The 17546-nt window shown below is 73.0% G+C and carries 18 protein-coding genes, 1 pseudogene and 1 riboswitch; of the genes and pseudogenes, 7 read left to right on the forward strand and 12 right to left on the reverse strand.

All coding sequences use genetic code 11. The features are described from left to right. Nucleotides 1–23: 23 nt before the first annotated feature. Genes ABZV78_RS12980 through ABZV78_RS12995 form a run of 4 tightly spaced genes read right to left on the reverse strand, consistent with a single transcriptional unit; the run spans nt 24 to nt 2250 of the window. Nucleotides 24–626: a hypothetical protein gene (locus ABZV78_RS12980; RefSeq protein WP_355638123.1), complete on the reverse strand. Its 603-nt coding sequence runs from the start codon at nt 624–626 to the stop codon at nt 24–26. Between the two features lie 4 nt (nt 627–630). Further along, a complete protein-coding gene (locus ABZV78_RS12985; RefSeq protein ID WP_262283367.1) occupies nt 631–984 on the reverse strand; it encodes a YbaB/EbfC family nucleoid-associated protein in 354 nt (117 codons plus the stop codon). A 9-nt stretch (nt 985–993) separates the two neighbouring features. Continuing rightward, entirely contained in the window at nt 994–1920 is a 927-nt protein-coding gene (locus tag ABZV78_RS12990) for a WXG100 family type VII secretion target (RefSeq protein WP_355638125.1), read from the reverse strand. 9 nt (nt 1921–1929) lie between these two features. Beyond that, the gene (locus ABZV78_RS12995; protein ID WP_355638127.1) at nt 1930–2250 is read right to left on the reverse strand and encodes a type VII secretion target; all 321 of its coding nucleotides are present in this window, start codon (nt 2248–2250) and stop codon (nt 1930–1932) included. 172 nt (nt 2251–2422) lie between these two features. Here ABZV78_RS12995 and ABZV78_RS13000 point away from each other — a divergent pair, with 172 nt between their 5' ends. From ABZV78_RS13000 to ABZV78_RS13010, 3 genes are all read left to right on the forward strand, one after another. Further along, a complete protein-coding gene (locus tag ABZV78_RS13000; RefSeq protein ID WP_355638128.1) occupies nt 2423–3310 on the forward strand; it encodes an ABC transporter ATP-binding protein in 888 nt (295 codons plus the stop codon). Nucleotides 3311–3319: 9 nt separating this feature from the next. Then, complete coding sequence (locus tag ABZV78_RS13005; protein ID WP_355638129.1) at nt 3320–4057, forward strand: ABC transporter permease; 738 nt, start codon at nt 3320–3322, stop codon at nt 4055–4057. A gap of 94 nt (nt 4058–4151) precedes the next feature. Then, nucleotides 4152–4910: a VOC family protein gene (locus tag ABZV78_RS13010; RefSeq protein WP_355638131.1), complete on the forward strand. Its 759-nt coding sequence runs from the start codon at nt 4152–4154 to the stop codon at nt 4908–4910. A gap of 9 nt (nt 4911–4919) precedes the next feature. On the opposite strand, the gene ABZV78_RS13015 is transcribed toward ABZV78_RS13010, so the two are convergent. The 4 genes and pseudogenes from ABZV78_RS13015 to ABZV78_RS13030 all read right to left on the reverse strand — a co-directional run. Next, nucleotides 4920–5699, reverse strand: a complete 780-nt coding sequence (locus tag ABZV78_RS13015; RefSeq protein WP_355638133.1) for an ABC transporter ATP-binding protein — start codon at nt 5697–5699, stop codon at nt 4920–4922. After that, nucleotides 5696–6766, reverse strand: coding sequence for an iron ABC transporter permease (locus ABZV78_RS13020; protein ID WP_355638153.1), 1071 nt, complete (start codon nt 6764–6766; stop codon nt 5696–5698). The genes ABZV78_RS13015 and ABZV78_RS13020 overlap by 4 nt, the downstream gene beginning before the upstream one ends. A 107-nt stretch (nt 6767–6873) precedes the next feature. Beyond that, nucleotides 6874–7809 carry an ABC transporter substrate-binding protein gene (locus ABZV78_RS13025; RefSeq protein ID WP_355638135.1) on the reverse strand — a complete coding sequence of 312 codons (936 nt, stop codon included), beginning with the start codon at nt 7807–7809 and terminating at the stop codon, nt 6874–6876. A 114-nt stretch (nt 7810–7923) separates the two neighbouring features. After that, a riboswitch (cobalamin riboswitch) is annotated at nt 7924–8014 on the reverse strand. A gap of 105 nt (nt 8015–8119) precedes the next feature. After that, a pseudogene (locus tag ABZV78_RS13030) lies at nt 8120–9424 on the reverse strand (M14 family metallopeptidase); the annotation flags it as partial. A 203-nt stretch (nt 9425–9627) separates the two neighbouring features. On the opposite strand from ABZV78_RS13030, the gene ABZV78_RS13035 reads away from it, so the two are divergent. After that, a complete protein-coding gene (locus ABZV78_RS13035) occupies nt 9628–10950 on the forward strand; it encodes a C39 family peptidase (RefSeq protein ID WP_355638137.1) in 1323 nt (440 codons plus the stop codon). A gap of 29 nt (nt 10951–10979) precedes the next feature. After that, on the forward strand, nt 10980–12320 hold the full coding sequence (locus tag ABZV78_RS13040; protein ID WP_355638139.1) for a C39 family peptidase: 1341 nt from the start codon (nt 10980–10982) through the stop codon (nt 12318–12320). A gap of 71 nt (nt 12321–12391) precedes the next feature. On the opposite strand, the gene ABZV78_RS13045 is transcribed toward ABZV78_RS13040, so the two are convergent. Genes ABZV78_RS13045 through mqnE form a run of 4 tightly spaced genes read right to left on the reverse strand, consistent with a single transcriptional unit; the run spans nt 12392 to nt 14847 of the window. After that, nucleotides 12392–12877, reverse strand: a complete 486-nt coding sequence (locus tag ABZV78_RS13045) for a hypothetical protein (protein WP_355638141.1) — start codon at nt 12875–12877, stop codon at nt 12392–12394. Nucleotides 12878–12931: 54 nt separating this feature from the next. Continuing rightward, on the reverse strand, nt 12932–13210 hold the full coding sequence (locus ABZV78_RS13050; protein ID WP_355638142.1) for a DUF4229 domain-containing protein: 279 nt from the start codon (nt 13208–13210) through the stop codon (nt 12932–12934). Between the two features lie 27 nt (nt 13211–13237). Beyond that, nucleotides 13238–13666 carry a hypothetical protein gene (locus ABZV78_RS13055; RefSeq protein ID WP_355638144.1) on the reverse strand — a complete coding sequence of 143 codons (429 nt, stop codon included), beginning with the start codon at nt 13664–13666 and terminating at the stop codon, nt 13238–13240. Nucleotides 13667–13677: 11 nt separating this feature from the next. After that, entirely contained in the window at nt 13678–14847 is a 1170-nt protein-coding gene (mqnE, locus tag ABZV78_RS13060; protein ID WP_355638146.1) for an aminofutalosine synthase MqnE, read from the reverse strand. A 241-nt stretch (nt 14848–15088) separates the two neighbouring features. Here mqnE and ABZV78_RS13065 point away from each other — a divergent pair, with 241 nt between their 5' ends. Together ABZV78_RS13065 and ABZV78_RS13070 are read left to right on the forward strand one after the other, a co-directional pair. Beyond that, nucleotides 15089–16666, forward strand: a complete 1578-nt coding sequence (locus tag ABZV78_RS13065; protein WP_355638148.1) for a C40 family peptidase — start codon at nt 15089–15091, stop codon at nt 16664–16666. 110 nt (nt 16667–16776) lie between these two features. Next, complete coding sequence (locus ABZV78_RS13070) at nt 16777–17490, forward strand: hypothetical protein (RefSeq protein WP_355638149.1); 714 nt, start codon at nt 16777–16779, stop codon at nt 17488–17490. The last annotated feature ends 56 nt before the right edge of the window (nt 17491–17546 follow it).

Below are 17546 nucleotides of genomic sequence, written 5' to 3' on the forward strand. Positions count from 1 at the left end.
TGGCTTCCCCCGCGCCGGCCGGTTCAGGCGGAGAGCGCGGCGGCGACGTCCCGCAGGGGCCGGCCCGACTCGGCGATCGGCACGGTGAATGCCAGCCAGGAGCCGTCGGCGAAGTCGAGCCGCAGCCGCTTCGGGTTGAGCCGGTGCCAGCCCACCCGGGCCGACGCCACCTCCGCCCGCGACGCCGACCAGGCGATCCCGGTCTCCGCAACGGACCGCTCGTCGTCCTCTCGGCTGGACAGCAGCTTCACCGGCCCGCTCAGGCAGACCAGCAGCCGCCGGTCGGTGGCCACCAGCAGGATGTCCCGTACCGCCAGGTCCGGCTTGGGCGGGCGCAGCGCGTGGTGCAGCCGGGAGGCGGCGGACCCCGGGGCGCCACGCCCGGCGATGCCCCAGATCACCCGGTCGACCAGCCGGTCGCCCCACGCCCAACTGATCAGCGGGGAGATCAGGTTGAGCAGCACCGCCCCGATGCTCACCCCGCCGGCGGGCGCCTCCGGCTTCGCCGCATCCGGCGGTGGGGGCGGCGGCGCCCCGTGGGCCGCGTCGGCCTTCGCGTACGCCAGCACCTGCTCGCCCGGCTCGACGAGTTGGCCGATCCGGTCGCGGTATCCGGTGTCCTCCATCGGCTCAGTATCGATCGTGGCCGTAGCCGTCGTCGGTGCGGCGCTCCGCGGCCGGCGCGTTCCCCATCACCTCGCCGACGATCTCCCGGACCCGGGCGGCGGCCGCCTCCTGGGCCCGGTTCGCCGCGGCGGTGAACTCCTCGGCCAGCGTGTAGGAGTCGAGCCGCATGGCCCGCGCGTTGATCTCGGTGGAGAGGATCTTGCCGTCGGCGGCCGCCGTGACGGTCACCAGGCCGGAGTCACTCACCCCCTCGGCGCTGCTCTGCTCCAGCTCGGCCATCCGCGCGCCGAGTTCGCGCTGCCACCCGTCCAGGTTGCGGGCCAGCGCCTCGATCCGGTCCAGGGCCGGGAAGGTCATGGCTGCCTCTCAGTTCACGATCGAGTCGAAGACGTTCTGCACACCCTTGGTGTACGGCCCCAGGTCCTCCGAGTAGGTGCCGTCCACCAGGTAGTTGCGGTCCTTGTGGCCGTCGGAGACGTCGTGCAGGCCGACCCCGGTGTCGAGCAGGGCGCCGCCGACGCCGGGGATGTTGACCGGGGACGCCTGGTTGATGGCGAACTTGCCAGGGAAGAGAATGGCGGTCCGCTTCGCCATGAACGCGAACGCCTCTCGGCCGTAACCGGACTTGTTCCAGAGCCGGTACGCCTTCTTGGCCTCCTTCAGCTCCAGCACCACCTGGCGGTACTTCATGAGCAGGGCGGCGACCCGCTCCAGCTTGGTCACCAGCTTGGTGAGGATCTCCGCGAACCGGGCCACGATCTTGACCATGCGGCCGACCGTGGTGGCCAGCCGGGCCAGCACGCGGACGACCGTGGCGGCCAGCGTCACGCCCGCGCTGAGCACGGCGGCCACCGCCGCGATGATCACCTCGGTGAGGAACCAGAGCAGGAACTCCAGGATCAGCTCGACCAGCAGGTTGAACGCGTCGACCGCCGCGTTCGCCGCGTCGACCAGCACCTCCTTGGTGCCGTCCAGCCCCTTGGCCAGCTCCTCGATCGCCTCCTCGACGGACTCCATCGAGGCGTGGAACTTCTCCGCCGCGTCGCCGTCCCACGCGCCGCGCAGCCGGGCCCGGTCGGCGATCTGGTCGCCGGCGATCCGCCGCACCGCCTCGCCGGTGGTGAGCGCGAGCTGCGCCGCCTTCATGAGGTCGTCGGGCTCGCCGGCGACCAGCTCCAGCAGCTGCTCGAACGGCCAGAGCACCGCGTTGGAGAGCGGCTTGAACGGGTCGGGCGTGCCCGACACGATCTGCTCGAAGTAGGTCTTGTTGCGCTGCAACGCCTCGGTGCTCATCAGGTCCCCTCAGGCGCCCGGCGTGAACATGTCGGTGGTCGCCACGTCGGTGCCGGTGTAGGCCTCGGCGGTGTCGCTGATCCCCTCGGCGATGTCGGCCATCACCTCGGCACCGTCCTCCAACCCCTGGAGGCACGCCTCGAACTGCTCGGCGTACGCGGCGGCGAGGCTGAAGGACGCCGGCATGATGCCGAAGGCGTGCCGGGGCACGTGCCCGTCGTGGAAGATCCGGCGCAGCTCGCGGAACTGGCCGGCCCGGTCCCGGGACGCGGCGGCGAAGGCGGTCAGCGCCTCCGGCTGGACCTCCAGGTTCCTGCTCGGAGTCGTCATGGACCCTCCCCAGTGTCCAGTCGGCGGTCGCCCGTCGCCGGCCCGGCCGGACAACGGGACTACCACAGTAGGCGATCGGCACCCCACCGCGCGGGGCGGTGGAACTGGCGCCGGCACGGTACACAGGTGAGGGCATGCCCGTCCGGGATCGTGACCCGTGAGGAGCCTGAAGATGATCCTCGCCCGCGCCGACCAGGTCAGCCGCCGCTACGGCGAGGTGCTGGCCCTGGACGGGGTCGACCTGACCGTCCGCGCCGGGGAGCTGGTGGGCCTGCTCGGCCCGAACGGCGCCGGCAAGAGCACCCTGCTCAACCTGCTGGTCGGGTTGCGCCGCCCCACCGCCGGCCGGGTCGAGCTGTTCGGTGGCGACCCGCGCGACCCGGCGAGCCGGCGTCAGCTCGGGGTGACCCCGCAGGAGACCGGCCTGCCCGGCACGCTGCGGGTCGGCGAGGTGGTCGACTTCGTGGCCGCGCACTTCCCCGACCCGGTGTCCCGGGGCGAGCTGCTCGACCGGTTCGGCCTCGCCGACCAGGTGCGCCGGCAGACCGGCGGCCTCTCCGGCGGGCAGCGCCGCCGGCTGGCGGTGGCGCTCGCCTTCGTCGGCCGGCCGCGCCTGGTGGTCCTCGACGAGCCCACCACCGGGCTGGACGTGGAGGCCCGGCGCACCCTGTGGGAGGCCGTCCGGAGTTTCCACGCCGACGGCGGCACGGTCCTGCTGAGCAGCCACTACCTGGAGGAGGTGGAGGCGCTGGCGCAGCGGGTGGTGGTGATCGGGCACGGCCGGGTGCTCGCCGACGACTCCGTGACGGCGATCCGCGGCATCGTCGGCGTACGCCGGGTCAGCCTGGTCGCCGACGACCTGCCGCCGCTGCCCGGGGTGGTGGCCACCGAGCACGCCGAGGGGCGCACCCACCTGCTCACCACGGACGCCGACCAGCTCGTCCGCGACCTCGTCACGGCCGGCGTGGCGTTCCGCGACCTGGAGGTCCGGCCCACCTCGCTGGAGGAGGCGTTCCTCGCCCTCACCGCCGACGACCGGCCCGCACCCACCCCCGCCTAGGAGACCGCCGTGCCGCTCGCCCTGGTCCACGCCCGCTACCAACTCCTCGAGATCTTCCGGATCCCGGTCGCGATCTTCGGCAGCGCGTTCTTCCCGGCCGCCACGATGCTCTTCTTCGTCGTGCCGTTCGCCGGCGACGATTCCACCGCCGCCACCTACGCCACCGCCGCGATGGTGACCTTCGCGGTGATGAGCGCCAACATCTTCCAGTACGGGATCGGCGTCGCCGAGGATCGCGACCACCCGTGGAACCCGTACAGCCGGACGCTGCCCGCCGGGCCCGGCCCACGCTTCGCCGGCCGGATCCTGGCCGGTCTGGTCCTCACCTACTTCTCCATGCTCCCGGTGGTGGTGATCGCGGCGGTGGCCACCGCGGCCCGGGTCACCCCGGCGCAGTTCCTGCTCGCCGCGGGCGGGGTCGCGGTGATCTCGGTGCCGTTCACGCTGCTCGGGCTGGCCATCGGCTACTCGCTGCCGAGCAAGGCCGCGATCGTGGTCGCCCAGCTCATCTTCTTCCCGCTGGCCTTCGGCGGCGGGCTGCTCTTCGGCCCGGACAACGCGCCCGGCTTCGTCGACGCGATCGCGCCCTACCTGCCCACCCGCGGTGCGCTGGAGCTGATGTGGGCGGCCGTGACCGACTGGCGGCTGAACCCGGTCTCCATGATCATGCTCGGCGTCTGGATCGTCGGGCTCGCGGCGGTCGCCGGATGGGCGTACCGGCGGGACGAGGGACGCCGCTTCACCTGACCTTTTGTCCGAATCCGGCCCGGCGGCCGACGCGACGGTGCCACGATGCCGGCAGGGCGTGCCAGCGGGGTCGCCCCCGGCGAGAGGGGTCAGCGTGAACGGCGTGGAGCCCGGCACGCCCTGCTGGACCGACCTGGCCACCCCCGGGCTGGACGACGCGAAGCGGTTCTACCCGGAGCTGTTCGGCTGGACCGGCCGGGTGTCCGCCGAGCCGACCGCCGGCGGCTACACCGTCTTCCTCAAGAACGGCCGGGCCGTGGCCGGGGCCGGCCCGCCGGCCGCCCCCGAGCAGGTGCCGATCTGGTCGACGTACGTGGCGACCGACGACGCGGACCTGGTCGCCACCCGGGTGGAGGCAGCCGGCGGTCAGGTGGTGGTCTCCCCGTTCGACGTCTTCGAGCAGGGCCGGATGGCGGTCCTCTCCGATCCCGCCGGTGCGGTGTTCAGCGTCTGGCAGCCGATGGCGATGCGCGGGGCGGAACTGTTCAACGTCCCCGGCTCGATGTGCTGGAACGAGCTGGTCACCCCCGACCCCGAGGGGGCGAAGGACTTCTACGCGCTGGTCTTCGGCTGGCACCCCGAGGAGCAGTCGGCCGGCCCGGTCACCTACACCGGTTGGCGGTGCGGCGCCCGGATCGTCGCGGGGATGATGCCGCAGCTGGAGCCGCTGCCCGAGGACCTGCCGGCGTACTGGACGGTCTACTTCGCGGTCGAGGACACCGACGCCACCGCGGCCCGGGCCGCCGAGCTGGGCGGCACCATCCTCGTCCCGCCCCGCGACAACCCGGCGGGCCGCAGCGCCGCTCTCCGCGACCCCCAGGGCGCCCTCTTCTCCGTCACCGCCCTGCGCTGAGCAGTCAGCTCAGCGGGGGCGGACGGGGACGACGAGGGGGCCGTGGTCGCCGGGGATGACGCGGACGTGGGCCCGGTAGTGGCAGGCCAGCAGGGGCTCGGTGAGGACTTCCTGCGGCGGGCCGGCGGCGGCGACCCGGCCCTCGGCGAGCAGGACCAGGCGGTCGGCGTACTCGCCGGCGATGGAGAGGTCGTGCATGGTGGCGAGCACGGTCAGGTCGTGCTCCCGGCGGAGCTGGTCGACCAGCTCCAGCACCTCCTGCTGGTGGCCGATGTCCAGCGCGCTGGTCGGCTCGTCGAGCAGCAGCAGGGTGGCGCCCTGGGCCAGCGCCCGGGCCAGGAAGACCCGCTGCCGCTCGCCACCGGAGAGGGTGGCCAGTTCGCGGTGCCCGAACGCGCCCAGGTCGAGCCGGCCCAGCACCTCGTGCACGGCGGCCAGGTCGGCGGCCGACTCCCGACCCAGCGCCGGGATGTACGGGGTGCGCCCCAGCAGCACGTAGTCGAAGACGGACATGCCGGCCGGCACCACCGGGGACTGCGCCACGGTGGCCACCACCCGGGCCCGGTCGCGGCGGCGGAGGGAGTTGATCGGCGTACCGAAGAGGGAGACCGCGCCCGGCGCGGGCAGCAGGCCGCCGACGGCGCGCAGCAGGGTCGACTTGCCGGCGCCGTTCGGGCCGATCACGGTGACCCACTCGCCCACCGCGACCGCCAGGTCCACGCCCGCCAGGATCGGCGTGCCGCCCAGCTCGATCCGGAGGCCGCGCAGCTCGACCGCGGGGGCGCTCATGTCAGCACCCGGCGGGCGGTGCGCAGGACCAGCACGAAGAACGGGCCGCCGAGCAGCGCGGTGACCACGCCGATCGGGATCTCGGCGGGGGCGGCGGCGGTCCGGGCGACCACGTCGGTCAGCGCCAGGAACGCCCCGCCGAAGAGCATCGACAGCGGCAGGATCACCCGGTAGCTCGACCCGGCGAGCAGCCGTACGGTGTGCGGCACGATGATGCCGACGAAGCCGATCAGGCCGGAGGCGGAGACCGCGGCGGCGGTGCCCAGCGAGGCGGCGGCGATCAGCAGGTAGCGGGAGCGTTGCGGGTGCAGCCCCAGGCTGGTGGCCTCGTCGTCGCCGACGGAGAGCACGTCCAGCTCGCGCCGGTGCAGCAGCACCACCACGGCGGTGAGCACGAAGTAGGGCAGGACCAGCCGGACGTCGTGCCAGCCGGCGGTGGCCAGCCGCCCGAGCAGCCAGGAGTAGACCTGCTGGATGCTGTCGGAGTGCCGCTGCAGCAGGTAGGTCTGCCCGGCGGCGAGGAACGCCGAGACCGCCACCCCGGCCAGGATCAGCGTGGCCGGTGAGCGGTCCCGCCCCCCGGCCGCGCCGAGCAGGTACGTCATGACGACCGCGCCGAGCGAGCCGACGAACGCGGCGAGGGGGATGGTGAGCGGCATCCCGCTCAGCGCCCCGCCGGCCCCGGCGCCGAGCGCGATCACGGCGGTCACCGCCAGCCCGGCGCCGGCCGCCACGCCCAGCAGGTACGGGTCGGCCAGCGGGTTGCGGAAGACGCCCTGGTAGCAGCCGCCCGCCAGGGCGAGCAGGGCGCCCACGAGCAGGCCGAGCACGACCCGGGGCAGCCGCAGCTCGGTGACGATGGCGATCTCCCGCTCGGTGAGCCCGCTGTCCAGGTGCACCCCGGGCAGCAGGTTGAGCAGCTCGGCGGCGACGCTGCCCGGGGGCAGGCTGACCGGGCCGAGCGAGACGCCGGCCACCAGCGCCACCAGCACCGCGCCGATACCGGCGAGCAGCCAGCGGGCGCGCAGCCCGGCCGGCCGGACCGTCGCACCCGGTCCGGCCGGCATCCGCTCCCCCGCGCTGGGCGGGTTCACGTCGGGCACGCCGGACGGCCGGGACGCGTCGGGCGTCCCGGCCGGCCGGTGAGCGTTGTCCGCCGGTCGCACGGCCACCGTCAGGCCGGGACCTTGGCGGTGGCGTCGACGATCGCCTTGAGCAGGTCGACCACGCGCGGGCCCCAGCGCGAGGCGATGTCGTCGTCGAGGCCGACGATCTGGTTGTTCTTCACGGCGGTGACGCCGGCCCAGCCGCTGCGCGCCTTGACGGTCTCCGCGTTCTGCTTGCAGCACTTGGTGTCGGCCAGGAAGACGAAGTCGGGGTTCGCCTTGACGATGACCTCCTGGGAGAGCTGCGGGTAGCCGCCGTTCTTCCCGTCGGCGTCCGCCGGGTCGGCGATGTTCTCCAGGCCGGCGAGCGCGTAGATCGAGCCGATGAAGGTCTTGCTGGTCGCGCTGTACAGCTCCGGGCCGAGCTCGTGGTAGTAGGTGAGCTTCTTCGCCCGCTGCGGCAGGTCCTTGGTGAGCGCCGCGATGTCGTCCTTCATCTTCTTCGTGACGGCGTCCGCCTCGGCCGGGTGGCCGGTGAGCTTGCCCAGGTCGGTGAGCTGCTGGTAGGTGTCGTCGAGGGTGGCCGCCGCCGGGGTGACGAGCACCGGGATCTTCAGCGTGGTGAGCTGATCGACGATCTTGTTGGTGTCGTTGGAGAGCACCACCAGGTCGGGGCCCTTGCCGGCGATCGCCTCGGCGTTCGGCTGGAAGCCGGAGAGGTCGCTCTTCGGCGCCTCCGCCGGGTAGTTCGAGTTGTCGTCGACGGCGGTGACCTGCCTGCCGGCGCCGATGGCGAAGAGCATCTCGGTCGCCGACGGCGACAGCGAGACGATCTTCTCGGGGCGCTTGTCCAGGGTCAGCCTGCCGACGGTGACCGGGAAGGCGGCGGCCGCCGAGCCGCTGGCGGCGGGGGTGTCGTTCGAGGTCTTCTCGGCGCAGCCGCCGAGGAGCAGCGCGCCGACCGCGAGCGCGGCGGCGAAGAGCCGGGGGGTACGTCTGGACATCGGTCCTCCTGTCGGTCGAGGAGCGTGGTGCTTCGCCGACAGGGACCGCCTGGGCGGGCCCGTCCGCGAGGCGCCCTTCCTCGAGAGCGCGTGTCGCGACCGTGCCGCAGGCGACCTGGCTCGTCCCCACGTTGTCGGCGCCGGCGGAGGCCGACGCCGCGTGCGGGGCATCACAGTTGCGGGACAGCGCCGGTTTCGCACCGGCTTCGCTGCGGGGATGGTCGGTGCCACCGTAGCGCATGACCAGCGGAGATCGTCCGGACGGGAGGGTGGGTGGGGGCCCGACGGGCCCCCACGTGGGCCGCGGTCAGCAGTACTGGCTCTGCTTGCCGATCGCCCGGTACGGGCAGTCGGCGTACTCGGAGAGCACCAGCACGGCCTCCCGGTTGCGGGAGGTCTGCGCAGGGATCACCTCGTCGGGCGGGTAGAAGCCGCCCCCGGAGGCCGACCCGGGGTACATCTCGAAGGTGTACGCCCAGATCTTGTGGGCGCCCCACATCCAGTCGATGCTGGTGCCGTCGGCGATGTAGAGGTCGCTGGACTGTTCCGGGGTGTAGCCGTTGCTCGACGCCATCTGCCGGCCGATGGTGGCGAAGGTGTTGTACTGGTCGGCGTTCATCCCGGTGGCGGTGTTGCTGTACGTGTAGCCGTACGGCCAGAGCACCAGCTGCGAGTAGGTGTGGAAGTCGATGTTCGCTTTGATCTGCTGCACCCCGCCGACCACCCGGCCGTTGACGAAGTTGCGCAGCGCCGCGGTCTCCGGGGCGGAGAAGGCGGACGGGCCGCGATAGGTCGCCGACGAGGTCGAGCCGGACGAGCCGCCGCAGCAGCCCCACTGGTACGACCAGTTCCGGTTCAGGTCGGTGCCGACGTACGAGGAGCCGCTGTTCGGCTGCCGGTTCTTCCGCCAGGAGCGGTAGGAGCCGGTGGCGATGTCGTACTCGCTGCCGTCCGGGTTGACCGTGGGGACGATCCAGATCTCCCGGGAGTTGACGATGTTGGTGATCCGGGAGTCGCTGCCGTAGTTGTCGGTGAAGAGGTTGAGCAGATAGATCGCCATCTCGACGGTCAGGTGCTCGCGGGCGTGCTGCTGGGCGTTGAAGAGGATCTCCGGCTCGTTCTCGTCCGTGCCGGCGTTGTCGGAGATCTTCACGGCCATCAGGTCGCGGCCCTGGTAGGACCGGCCGATGCTGAGCTTGCGGGCGATGGCCGGGTGGCCGGCGACCACCGTGTTCACCACCGCGGTCAGCTCGGCGTAGTCGTGGTAGTTCGAGTCGGCGGGCGGGAAGGCGTAGGCGACGGCTCCGGCGGCCCGGGCCGGGGCGGCGTCCTTCTCCAGCCGGAAGCCGAGCCGGGTGATCGCGGCAGCCTCGGCGGCGGTCGCCGTGACGTGCAGCACGCCGTGTTCGGAGTGGTCGATCGCCGCGCCGGTGCGGGCGACGGCGCCGCGGTCGGCGAGCGTGCGCGGGCCGAGCACCCGGTAGGCGACGGCGGCCGGCTCGCCGTCCGGGGCGGGCCGGGCGGCGGCCGGGCCGGTGAGGGCGGCGACGAGGGTCAGGCCGACAGCGGCGGCGAGGGCCAGCCGGCGACGGAGCGGGGACGTGCGGAGGGCCATGGAACCTCCTCGGGGTACGGGCGATCCCGTTGTCCGCACACTTCACCAGGAGTCACATGGTCATATCAACATCCATCACTCCCTGCTTCCATCCCGACCGCATCCTCACGCCGGCAATGATTTTCCATGCGTGAACCTCTGGCGAAACTTCCCTCCAGGCGCGACAGTGAACGCAACGATGCCGTTCTCCTGGAGGAGCTGCCATGGACCGGACATCCCTGCGGGCGACCGCCGTCGCCGGCACCACCGCGCTCGCCCTCCTCGGCACCACCGCGCCGGCCGGCGCGACGACCACCGCCGTCACGCACGACGAGCAGATCACCTGGCAGGGCTGGTCCGGCCCGGCCTGGTCGACGGGGACCGCCGCCGGCACCACCGGCACCACCGCCGGCCTGACCCTGGCCACCCCGGTCGGCACTATCCTCTACAAGGACCCGCACAGCAACGCCCGGCGCACCTGGGCGTACGGGACGTGGACCTCGCCGCTCACCCAGGTCGGCTTCTCCGCCACCGAGCTGGTCACCTCGTGGAACGCCGACACACCAGCCGGCACCTGGCTCCAGGTCGAACTCCAGGGCACCTACACCACGGGCGCCCGCACCCCCTGGTACGTGATGGGCCGCTGGGCCTCCGGCGACGGCGACATCCGGCGGACCAGCGTCGACCGGCAGGGCGACAAGACCTCGAGCGTCCTCACCGACACGTTCGCGATCGACAATCCGGCCGCCGGGGTCCTGCTGCGGGCGTACCAGCTCCGGGCGACCCTCTACCGGGACCCCGCGTCGACCGCCACACCGGTGCTCCGCTCGGTCGGCGCAATGAGCTCGAACGTGCCGGACCGGTTCACCGTCGCACCCAGCGCCGGGCACATCGCCTGGGGCACCGAACTGGCCGTGCCGCGCTACTCGCAGAACATCCACGCCGGCCAGTACCCGGAGTACGGCGGCGGCGGCGAGGCGTGGTGCTCGCCCACCTCCACCGAGATGGTGGTCGAGTACTGGGGCCGCAAACCCTCCCCAGCCGACACGTCCTGGGTGGACCCGCGCTACGCCGACCCGACCGTCGACCACGCCGCCCGGATGACCTACGACTGGCAGTACGGCGGCACCGGCAACTGGCCGTTCAACACCGCGTACGCGGCCGGCTTTCCCGGGCTGGAGGCCAAGGTGACCCGGCTGCACTCGCTGGACGAGCTGGAGCACTTCATCGCCGCCGGCATCCCCGTGGTGACCAGCCAGTCCTTCCTCGCCAGCGAGCTGGACGGGGCGGGCTACGGCACGGCGGGGCACCTCATGGTGGTGGTCGGCTTCACCGCCACCGGCGACGTGATCGCCAACGACCCGGCCTCGCCCAGCAACGCCGCGGTCCGGCACGTCTACCGGCGTGACCAGTTCGAGCAGATCTGGCTGCGCACCCGGCGGACCACCGCGAGCGGCGGCACCGGCGGCGGCTCCGGCGGCGTCGTCTACCTGATCAAACCGACCGAGGTGGCCTGGCCCGCCGTGGCCGGGTCCACCAACTGGTGATCCATCCCTTCCCACCCAACGGAGTGCACATGGTCAGACCAGCCCTGCGCGCGGTCGCCCTCGTCGGCGCCGCCGCGCTCGCCCTCGTCGGAGTGACGGCGCCCGCCCACGCCGACAACAACCTGCCGGTCGTCGCGCACGACGAGCAGATCACCTTCCAGGACTGGTCCAAGTACCCGGACTGGCGCGGCGGCACCCACCAGGGCACGTACGCCATCCCGGGGCACCGGACCGGCATCACCATCGGCCAGCCGGCCGGCACCACCGAGTTCACCGACGAGCACACCGGCGCCACCCGGACCTGGGAGTACGCCACCTGGACCTCGCCGGAGCGGACGGTCGGCTTCGACGCCAGCGAACTGGTCGCCTCGTGGAACGCCGCGACCCCGGCCGGCACCTGGATCCAGGTCGAGCTGCACGGCACCTACAACACCGGGCAGCAGACCCCCTGGTACGTGATGGGCCGCTGGGCCTCCGGCGACCAGGACATCAAGCGGTCCACGCTGGACGGCCAGGGCGACCCCTGGTCGACCATCTGGACCGACACCTTCTCGATCGACGACGCCAAGGCCGGCGTGCTGCTGCGGTCGTACCAGCTCCGGCTGACTCTCTACCGCGCGCCGGGGCAGGCCGCCTCGCCGCGGGTCTGGATGCTCGGCGCGATGAGCTCGAACGTGCCGGACCGGTTCACCGTGGCCCCGAGCAAGGGCGGCATCGCCTGGGGCACCGAGCTGGCGGTGCCGCGCTACTCGCAGAACATCCACATCGGGGAGTACCCCGAGTTCGACAACGGCGGGGAGGCCTGGTGCTCGCCCACCTCGACCGAGATGGTGGTCGAGTACTGGGGGCGCAAGCCCTCGGCCGAGGACACCGCCTGGGTCGACCCGAGCTACGCCGACCCGACCGTCGACCACGCCGCCCGGATGACCTACGACTACGAGTACGAGGGCGCCGGCAACTGGCCGTTCAACACCGCGTACGCGGCGAGCTTCCCCGGCCTGGACGCCCGGGTCACCCGGATGCACTCGCTGGACGAGGCGGAACGCTTCATCAAGGCCGGCATCCCGGTGGTCACGTCGCAGTCCTTCCTGGCCAGCGAGCTGGACGGGGCGAACTACGGCACCTCCGGGCACCTCTTCGTGATCGTCGGCTTCACCGCCGAGGGTGACGTGATCATCAACGACCCGGCCTCGTCCTCGAACGACGCCGTGCGCAACGTGTACAAGCGGGAGCAGTTCGAGCAGATCTGGCTGCGCACCAAGCGGCACCGGGCGAACGGCACCGTGGCCTCCGGCTCGGGCGGCATCGCGTACCTGATCAAGCCGACCGACGTGGCCTGGCCGGTCGTGCCGGGTTCCACCAACTGGTGACGGGACGGGCCCGGCACGGTCCCTCGGGACGGTGCCGGGCCCGTCGGTACGGTCGTGGACCGGTCAGCGGGTCAGGCCGACGGAGCGAACGAGGCGGGCGGGGCTGCGGGCTCGGCCCGCCGGCCGCGCCTACGGATCGCCCGGACGATGATCACCACCCAGGCGACCAGGGCGGCCACACCGGCCAGGGCGAGCCCGGTGACCAGCAGGTAGGTCGAGCCGCCGGCGGTGGAGAAGACGCCCTTCCGGGCACCGGAGTCGAGCGCCGGGGCGGTCGCCCCCGCGGTCAGCCCGTCCGGCGCGTCGTAGAGGATCACGTCGGCGCGCTGGGCGCCGCCCTCGGTGGCGACGAAGGTCCCGTGCCACTCGCAGTTACGCCGGCCGCATTCCTCGTTCACCGCGGTGAAGGTGCCCGGCGTGCCGCCACCGTTCTTCGCATCCCAGGCCGGGGCGAGGTCGGTGACGCTCAGCATCAGTCCGATGGCGGCGATGACCGGCAGGCCGATCCAGACGAAGACCTTCGTCCGCCACCCGTTGATCGTGTTCAGGAAACTCACGGCGGCAGACCCTAGCGGTCCGCGACGTTTCCTGCTGCCCCGTTCTCCGGCGGCTCAGCCCTCGCGGCGCTCGTCGGTCCGCTCGGTCTGGTCGTCCCCGGCCAACGCGGAGCGCAGCCGGTCCTTCTCGGCGCGGCGCCGCTCCGCCGCCTCGGACATCTCCCCGGCCATCTCGTCGCGCCAGCCGCGGAGCAGGAAGAACGACAGCGCGGCGGAGAAGACCAGCGCCAGCATCAGCCGCAGGAACATGTTCATCTCGACGAACCAGAGGGCCGCCAGCACGCCGACGAACAGCCCGATCCGGCCCAGCGTGTACTTGACCGCCGCGCTCACGCCAGCACTTCCTTCTCTCTCAAGGCCTCAGCCCGTCCGCCGGGCCAGCCAGTGCACGCCATGAAACCAGATCACCGCGTAGACCACGGTGAACACCGCCGCGGCCAGCGCGCCGGAGAACAGCGGCGGCAGCCCGGCGGCCAAGCCGGCCGCCAGCAGGCCGGCGAAGACGCCGACCGCGATCCCGGCCAGCGCCGCGAGCACCCGGGCCGCGCCGAACTCCCAGGCCCGGAAGTCGTCCCAGAACAGCCAGAGCGGCAGGATCACCGCCAGCCAGCCGTTGGTCCGCCCGAAGCCGCCCGCGCCCATGGTGGCGAACGCCCACTCGAAGAGCACCAGCGCCAGCACCCCGATCACCAGGCCGGCGAGGCTCACCCCGAGCAGGTCGCCCAGGGTGAGGATGCGCCCCTCGGCGTCCCGGCGGGGAAAGCTGCGCTGCTGCTCCTCGGTGCTCATCGACGTGCGCGTCAGGCCCAGACCTGCTGCGGCTCGGCGCGGCGCTCGGCCAGCGACGGGGCCGCGTCGTACTCGCGGACGATCTCGTAGCGGGTGTTCCGCTCGACCGGGCGGAAGCCGGCGTCCCAGATCAGGTCCAGCAGGTCCTCGCGGTGCATGGTGTTCGGCGTGCCGTACGAGTCGGCGTCGTGGGTGATCTTGTATTCCACGACCGAGCCGTCCAGGTCGTCGACCCCGAAGTTGAGCGAGAGCTGGGCCACCGAGAGGCCGTGCATCACCCAGAAGCACTTCACGTGCGGCACGTTGTCGAAGAGCAGCCGGGAGACGGCGAAGGTCTTGAGCGACTCGGCCGGCGAGGCCATCGTCGTCTGGGCCTGGATGCGGTTGCGGACCTTGCCGTCCGCCGAGTCGACGAAGTCGTGCTGGTAGCGGAGCGGGATGAAGACCTGGAAGCCGCCGGTCTCGTCCTGCAGCTCGCGCAGCCGCAGCACGTGGTCGACCCGGTGCCGGGGCTCCTCGATGTGGCCGTAGAGCATCGTCGACGGGGTCTTCATGCCCTTCGAGTGGGCCAGCCGGTGGATCCGCGACCAGTCCTCCCAGTGGCAGGCGTGGTCGACGATGTGCTGCCGGACCTCCCAGTCGAAGATCTCCGCACCACCGCCGGTCAGCGACTCCAGCCCGGCGTCCATGAGCTCGTCGAGGATCTCGTCGGCGCTCAGGCCGCTGATCTTCTCGAACCACTGCACCTCGGTCGCGGTGAACGCCTTGAGGTTGACCTTCGGCAGCGCCGCCTTCAGCTCGCGGAGCACCTTCGGGTAGTAGCGCCAGGGCAGGGTCGGGTGCAGGCCGTTGACGATGTGCAGCTCGGTGAGCTGCTCGTCCTCCATCTCCTTGGCCTTGCGGACCGCCTCGTCGATGCGCATCGTGTAGGCGTCCTTCTCGCCCGGCTTGCGCTGGAACGAGCAGTACGCGCACGAGGCGGAACAGACGTTGGTCAGGTTGAGGTGCCGGTTGACGTTGAACATCACCCGGTCACCGTTCATCTCGGTGCGCTTGTGGTGGGCCAGGCGCCCCAGCCAGGCGAGGTCGTCGCTCTCGTAGAGGGCGACTCCGTCCTCGCGGGTCAGCCGCTCGCCCGCGTAGACCTTCGCTTCGAGCTCGCGCTTGAGTCCGGCGTCCATCGAAAGCCACGTCCCTTCCACCTGCGGTCCGGGTCGAGCGTACGTCGCGCGTCGGACGAACCGGCGACCCGGTCAACCGCAGCGACCCAGTTCACCGGACTCCCGGGCGGCCGTCACCCTCCGCACATCGACATAGCTGCGTTGGTGAGGTAAGACAGGATGGGGCGGAACACACACCGGTACCGTCCTGGCTCACCGCGCCCACCTCGCGCGGAACACACCAGACCGGACGGGGAGCGGAATGGTCGACAGCACCAAGGCCCGACGTCGACGAAGCCGGCATCCGGTGATCTCGCCGGTGCTGCGTCCGGCGCTCTGGTCCGCCCTGCTCGGGGCGGTCGCGGCCGCGGCGCTGGCCACCCCGGCCTGGGCCGACCCGCTGCCCGACACCGTCCCCAGCACCGGCTCCCGCCCCCGCGTGACCGGCACCCTCCAGCTGCCCACCGTGCCCGGCGCCGTCCCCGGCGTGCCCGGCACGGTGACCGGCGGGCCCGGGCGCACCCCGGGTCTCCCGGGTGCCACGACCGGCGTCACCAACCCGGCCGACGGCCCGCTGATCGCCCAGATCAACCAGGTCGACGCGCAGGTCGCCCAGCTCGGCGACAACCTGCTCACCGTCAAGGGCGAGCGGGACACCGCGCAGGCGGACCTGACCCTCGCCGCCACCCGGCTGAAGGAGGCCCAGGACGCGCTCGCCCGGGCCCAGGAGAACGCGAAGGCCGCCGCCGCCGACGCGGTCAAGGCCGACGCCGCGCTGCCGCCCGGCGAGTTCGGGGCCAACCTGCGCGAGTTCGCCAACCTCCAGCGGATCACCCGCGGCGACAGGGCCGAGGGCGCCACCACCGCGGTGACCGGCGAACTCGCCCGGGCCACCGTCGCCGAGCAGGTCGCCCGCGAGGCGCACGCCTCGGCCGAGCGGCGGGCCACCGAGAAGACCGCGGAATACACCCGGGTCGAGACCGACCTGCACAAGCAGGAAGCCGCGCTGCTCAAGCTCCGCAGGGACAACGCCGCGAAGCTGCTCGAGATCGAGCGCCGCGAGGACGCCGCCGAGCAGCAGCTCGGCAGCTCGTACGTCGTCAACCAGAGCGTCAGCGGGCTGGTCGCCGACCCGAAGGCCCTGGCCGCGGTGCGCTACGCCCTCGCCCAGCTCGGCGACCCCTACCTCTGGGCGGCCGAGGGGCCGAACCGGTTCGACTGCTCCGGCCTGATGCTCGCCTCCTACCTGGCCGCCGGCTACCAGGGGCTGCCCCGGGTCTCCCGGGACCAGTACTACGCCACCCGCTCCCGCACGGTCGACCCGAGCGCGCTGCTCCCCGGCGACCTGCTCTTCTTCGCCTCGGGCAGCAGCTGGACGAGCATCCACCACGTCGCCATGTACATCGGCAACGGCAAGATGGTCGAGGCGCCGCGGACCGGCGACGTCGTCAAGATCTCGGTGGTCCGGTGGTCGCGGCTCTACGCGGCCACCCGGGTGATCGGCGGGGTGCCCGCCCCGGCCACCCCGGCGCCGATCCCGACCCCGACTCCGACCCAGACCACCACCCCGCCGAAGCCCAGCCCGACGCCGAAGCCCAGCAAGACGGCCACGCCCAGGCCGACCAAGACGACCACGCCGAAGCCGACGCCGAGCACGTCGAGCCCGGCGCCCACGCCGTCGACCTCCCCGAGCACCACGCCGTCGCCGACTCCGAGCCCGTCCGACTCGCCGACCCCGTCGCCGACCAGCACCACCGGCGCCGAGCCGACCAACAGCGCCGCAGACCCGTCGGGCAGCGCGGCCGAGAGCACCTCGGGGAGCCCGAGCGCCACCGACTGACCAACCGTCCACTCCGGCTGTGCTCCCGGGCCGGAATGTGGCACGGTGAGATCCAGGCACGCCCGACCGGCGCCACGGTCGGGGGCGAGCGTGGGGCGCGGAGGGGCGAGATGGGCGAGCACGACGTTCCGGCGGAGACGGTCCACCCCGGATCCGTGCCCGACGCCGCCGACCGGCCGGCCAACCCCGCCGAGGAGCGTCCGGGCCAGGCCGCCCCGGTGGCCGTCGCCCGGGCCCGGGTGAGCGTCGCGGGCGCCGCCGCGCCGCCTCCCGCCGAGGAGCGGCCGAGCGCGCCGGCCAGCGGCACCACCTACCGGGCGGGCAGCCCGGCGGAGCCCGCCCCGGCGCTGGACCGGCGCCAGCCGGGCGCCTCCGTCCCGCCGCCCTCGACCTGGTCCGCCTTCGCCGCCGCCGAACGCTCTCCCGCCCCCGCCGACAGCACCGGCCCCGCTGACAGCGCCGCCCTCGCTGACGGCGCCGCCCCGGCCGGCGGCGACCCCATGTCGCGAGCGGAGCCGCCGGCTGCGGACGCCGGCCAGCCGCCGGCCACGAAGGCTCCGGTGCCCGCTCAGGGACACGCCCGGGCCAGCGCGTCGGTGCCCGGGCTGAGCCGCGTCTCGGCCGACGAGGTGGCCGCCGCGGCGGGCGGCGGGACGTCCGGCGGCGCCAAGGTCTACCGGGCGGGGCCGGTCAACCCCGAGCCGCCCGAGCCGGCCCAGCCGCCGGAGCCGGCGCAGCCCCCGACGCCGCCCGTGCCGGAGCCGGAGCCGGCGCCGACCCCCGTACGGCTTCGCCGCTGGAGGCCCCCCGCGCGACGTCGCTGAGCGCGCGGAGCGTGCCCTCGGCGAGGACCTGGCCCGCCCGCACCGCCACGGCGACT

The organism is Micromonospora sp. NPDC004540, assembly GCF_040610095.1.
In the GTDB taxonomy this organism is placed as follows: domain Bacteria; phylum Actinomycetota; class Actinomycetes; order Mycobacteriales; family Micromonosporaceae; genus Micromonospora.

Bases quoted from the DNA above. Each gene is read 5' to 3' on its own strand.
- ABZV78_RS12990 (WP_355638125.1), bottom strand. From the start codon at position 1,920: ATGAGCACCGAGGCGTTGCAGCGCAACAAGACCTACTTCGAGCAGATC.
- mqnE (WP_355638146.1), bottom strand. From the start codon at position 14,847: ATGGACGCCGGACTCAAGCGCGAGCTCGAAGCGAAGGTCTACGCGGGC.
- ABZV78_RS13000 (WP_355638128.1), top strand. From the start codon at position 2,423: ATGATCCTCGCCCGCGCCGACCAGGTCAGCCGCCGCTACGGCGAGGTG.
- ABZV78_RS13065 (WP_355638148.1), top strand. From the start codon at position 15,089: ATGGTCGACAGCACCAAGGCCCGACGTCGACGAAGCCGGCATCCGGTG.
- ABZV78_RS13070 (WP_355638149.1), top strand. From the start codon at position 16,777: ATGGGCGAGCACGACGTTCCGGCGGAGACGGTCCACCCCGGATCCGTG.
- ABZV78_RS13035 (WP_355638137.1), top strand. From the start codon at position 9,628: ATGGACCGGACATCCCTGCGGGCGACCGCCGTCGCCGGCACCACCGCG.
- ABZV78_RS13025 (WP_355638135.1), bottom strand. From the start codon at position 7,809: ATGTCCAGACGTACCCCCCGGCTCTTCGCCGCCGCGCTCGCGGTCGGC.
- ABZV78_RS13015 (WP_355638133.1), bottom strand. From the start codon at position 5,699: ATGAGCGCCCCCGCGGTCGAGCTGCGCGGCCTCCGGATCGAGCTGGGC.
- ABZV78_RS12995 (WP_355638127.1), bottom strand. From the start codon at position 2,250: ATGACGACTCCGAGCAGGAACCTGGAGGTCCAGCCGGAGGCGCTGACC.
- ABZV78_RS13020 (WP_355638153.1), bottom strand. From the start codon at position 6,766: ATGCCGGCCGGACCGGGTGCGACGGTCCGGCCGGCCGGGCTGCGCGCC.
- ABZV78_RS12985 (WP_262283367.1), bottom strand. From the start codon at position 984: ATGACCTTCCCGGCCCTGGACCGGATCGAGGCGCTGGCCCGCAACCTG.
- ABZV78_RS13055 (WP_355638144.1), bottom strand. From the start codon at position 13,666: ATGAGCACCGAGGAGCAGCAGCGCAGCTTTCCCCGCCGGGACGCCGAG.
- ABZV78_RS13040 (WP_355638139.1), top strand. From the start codon at position 10,980: ATGGTCAGACCAGCCCTGCGCGCGGTCGCCCTCGTCGGCGCCGCCGCG.
- ABZV78_RS12980 (WP_355638123.1), bottom strand. From the start codon at position 626: ATGGAGGACACCGGATACCGCGACCGGATCGGCCAACTCGTCGAGCCG.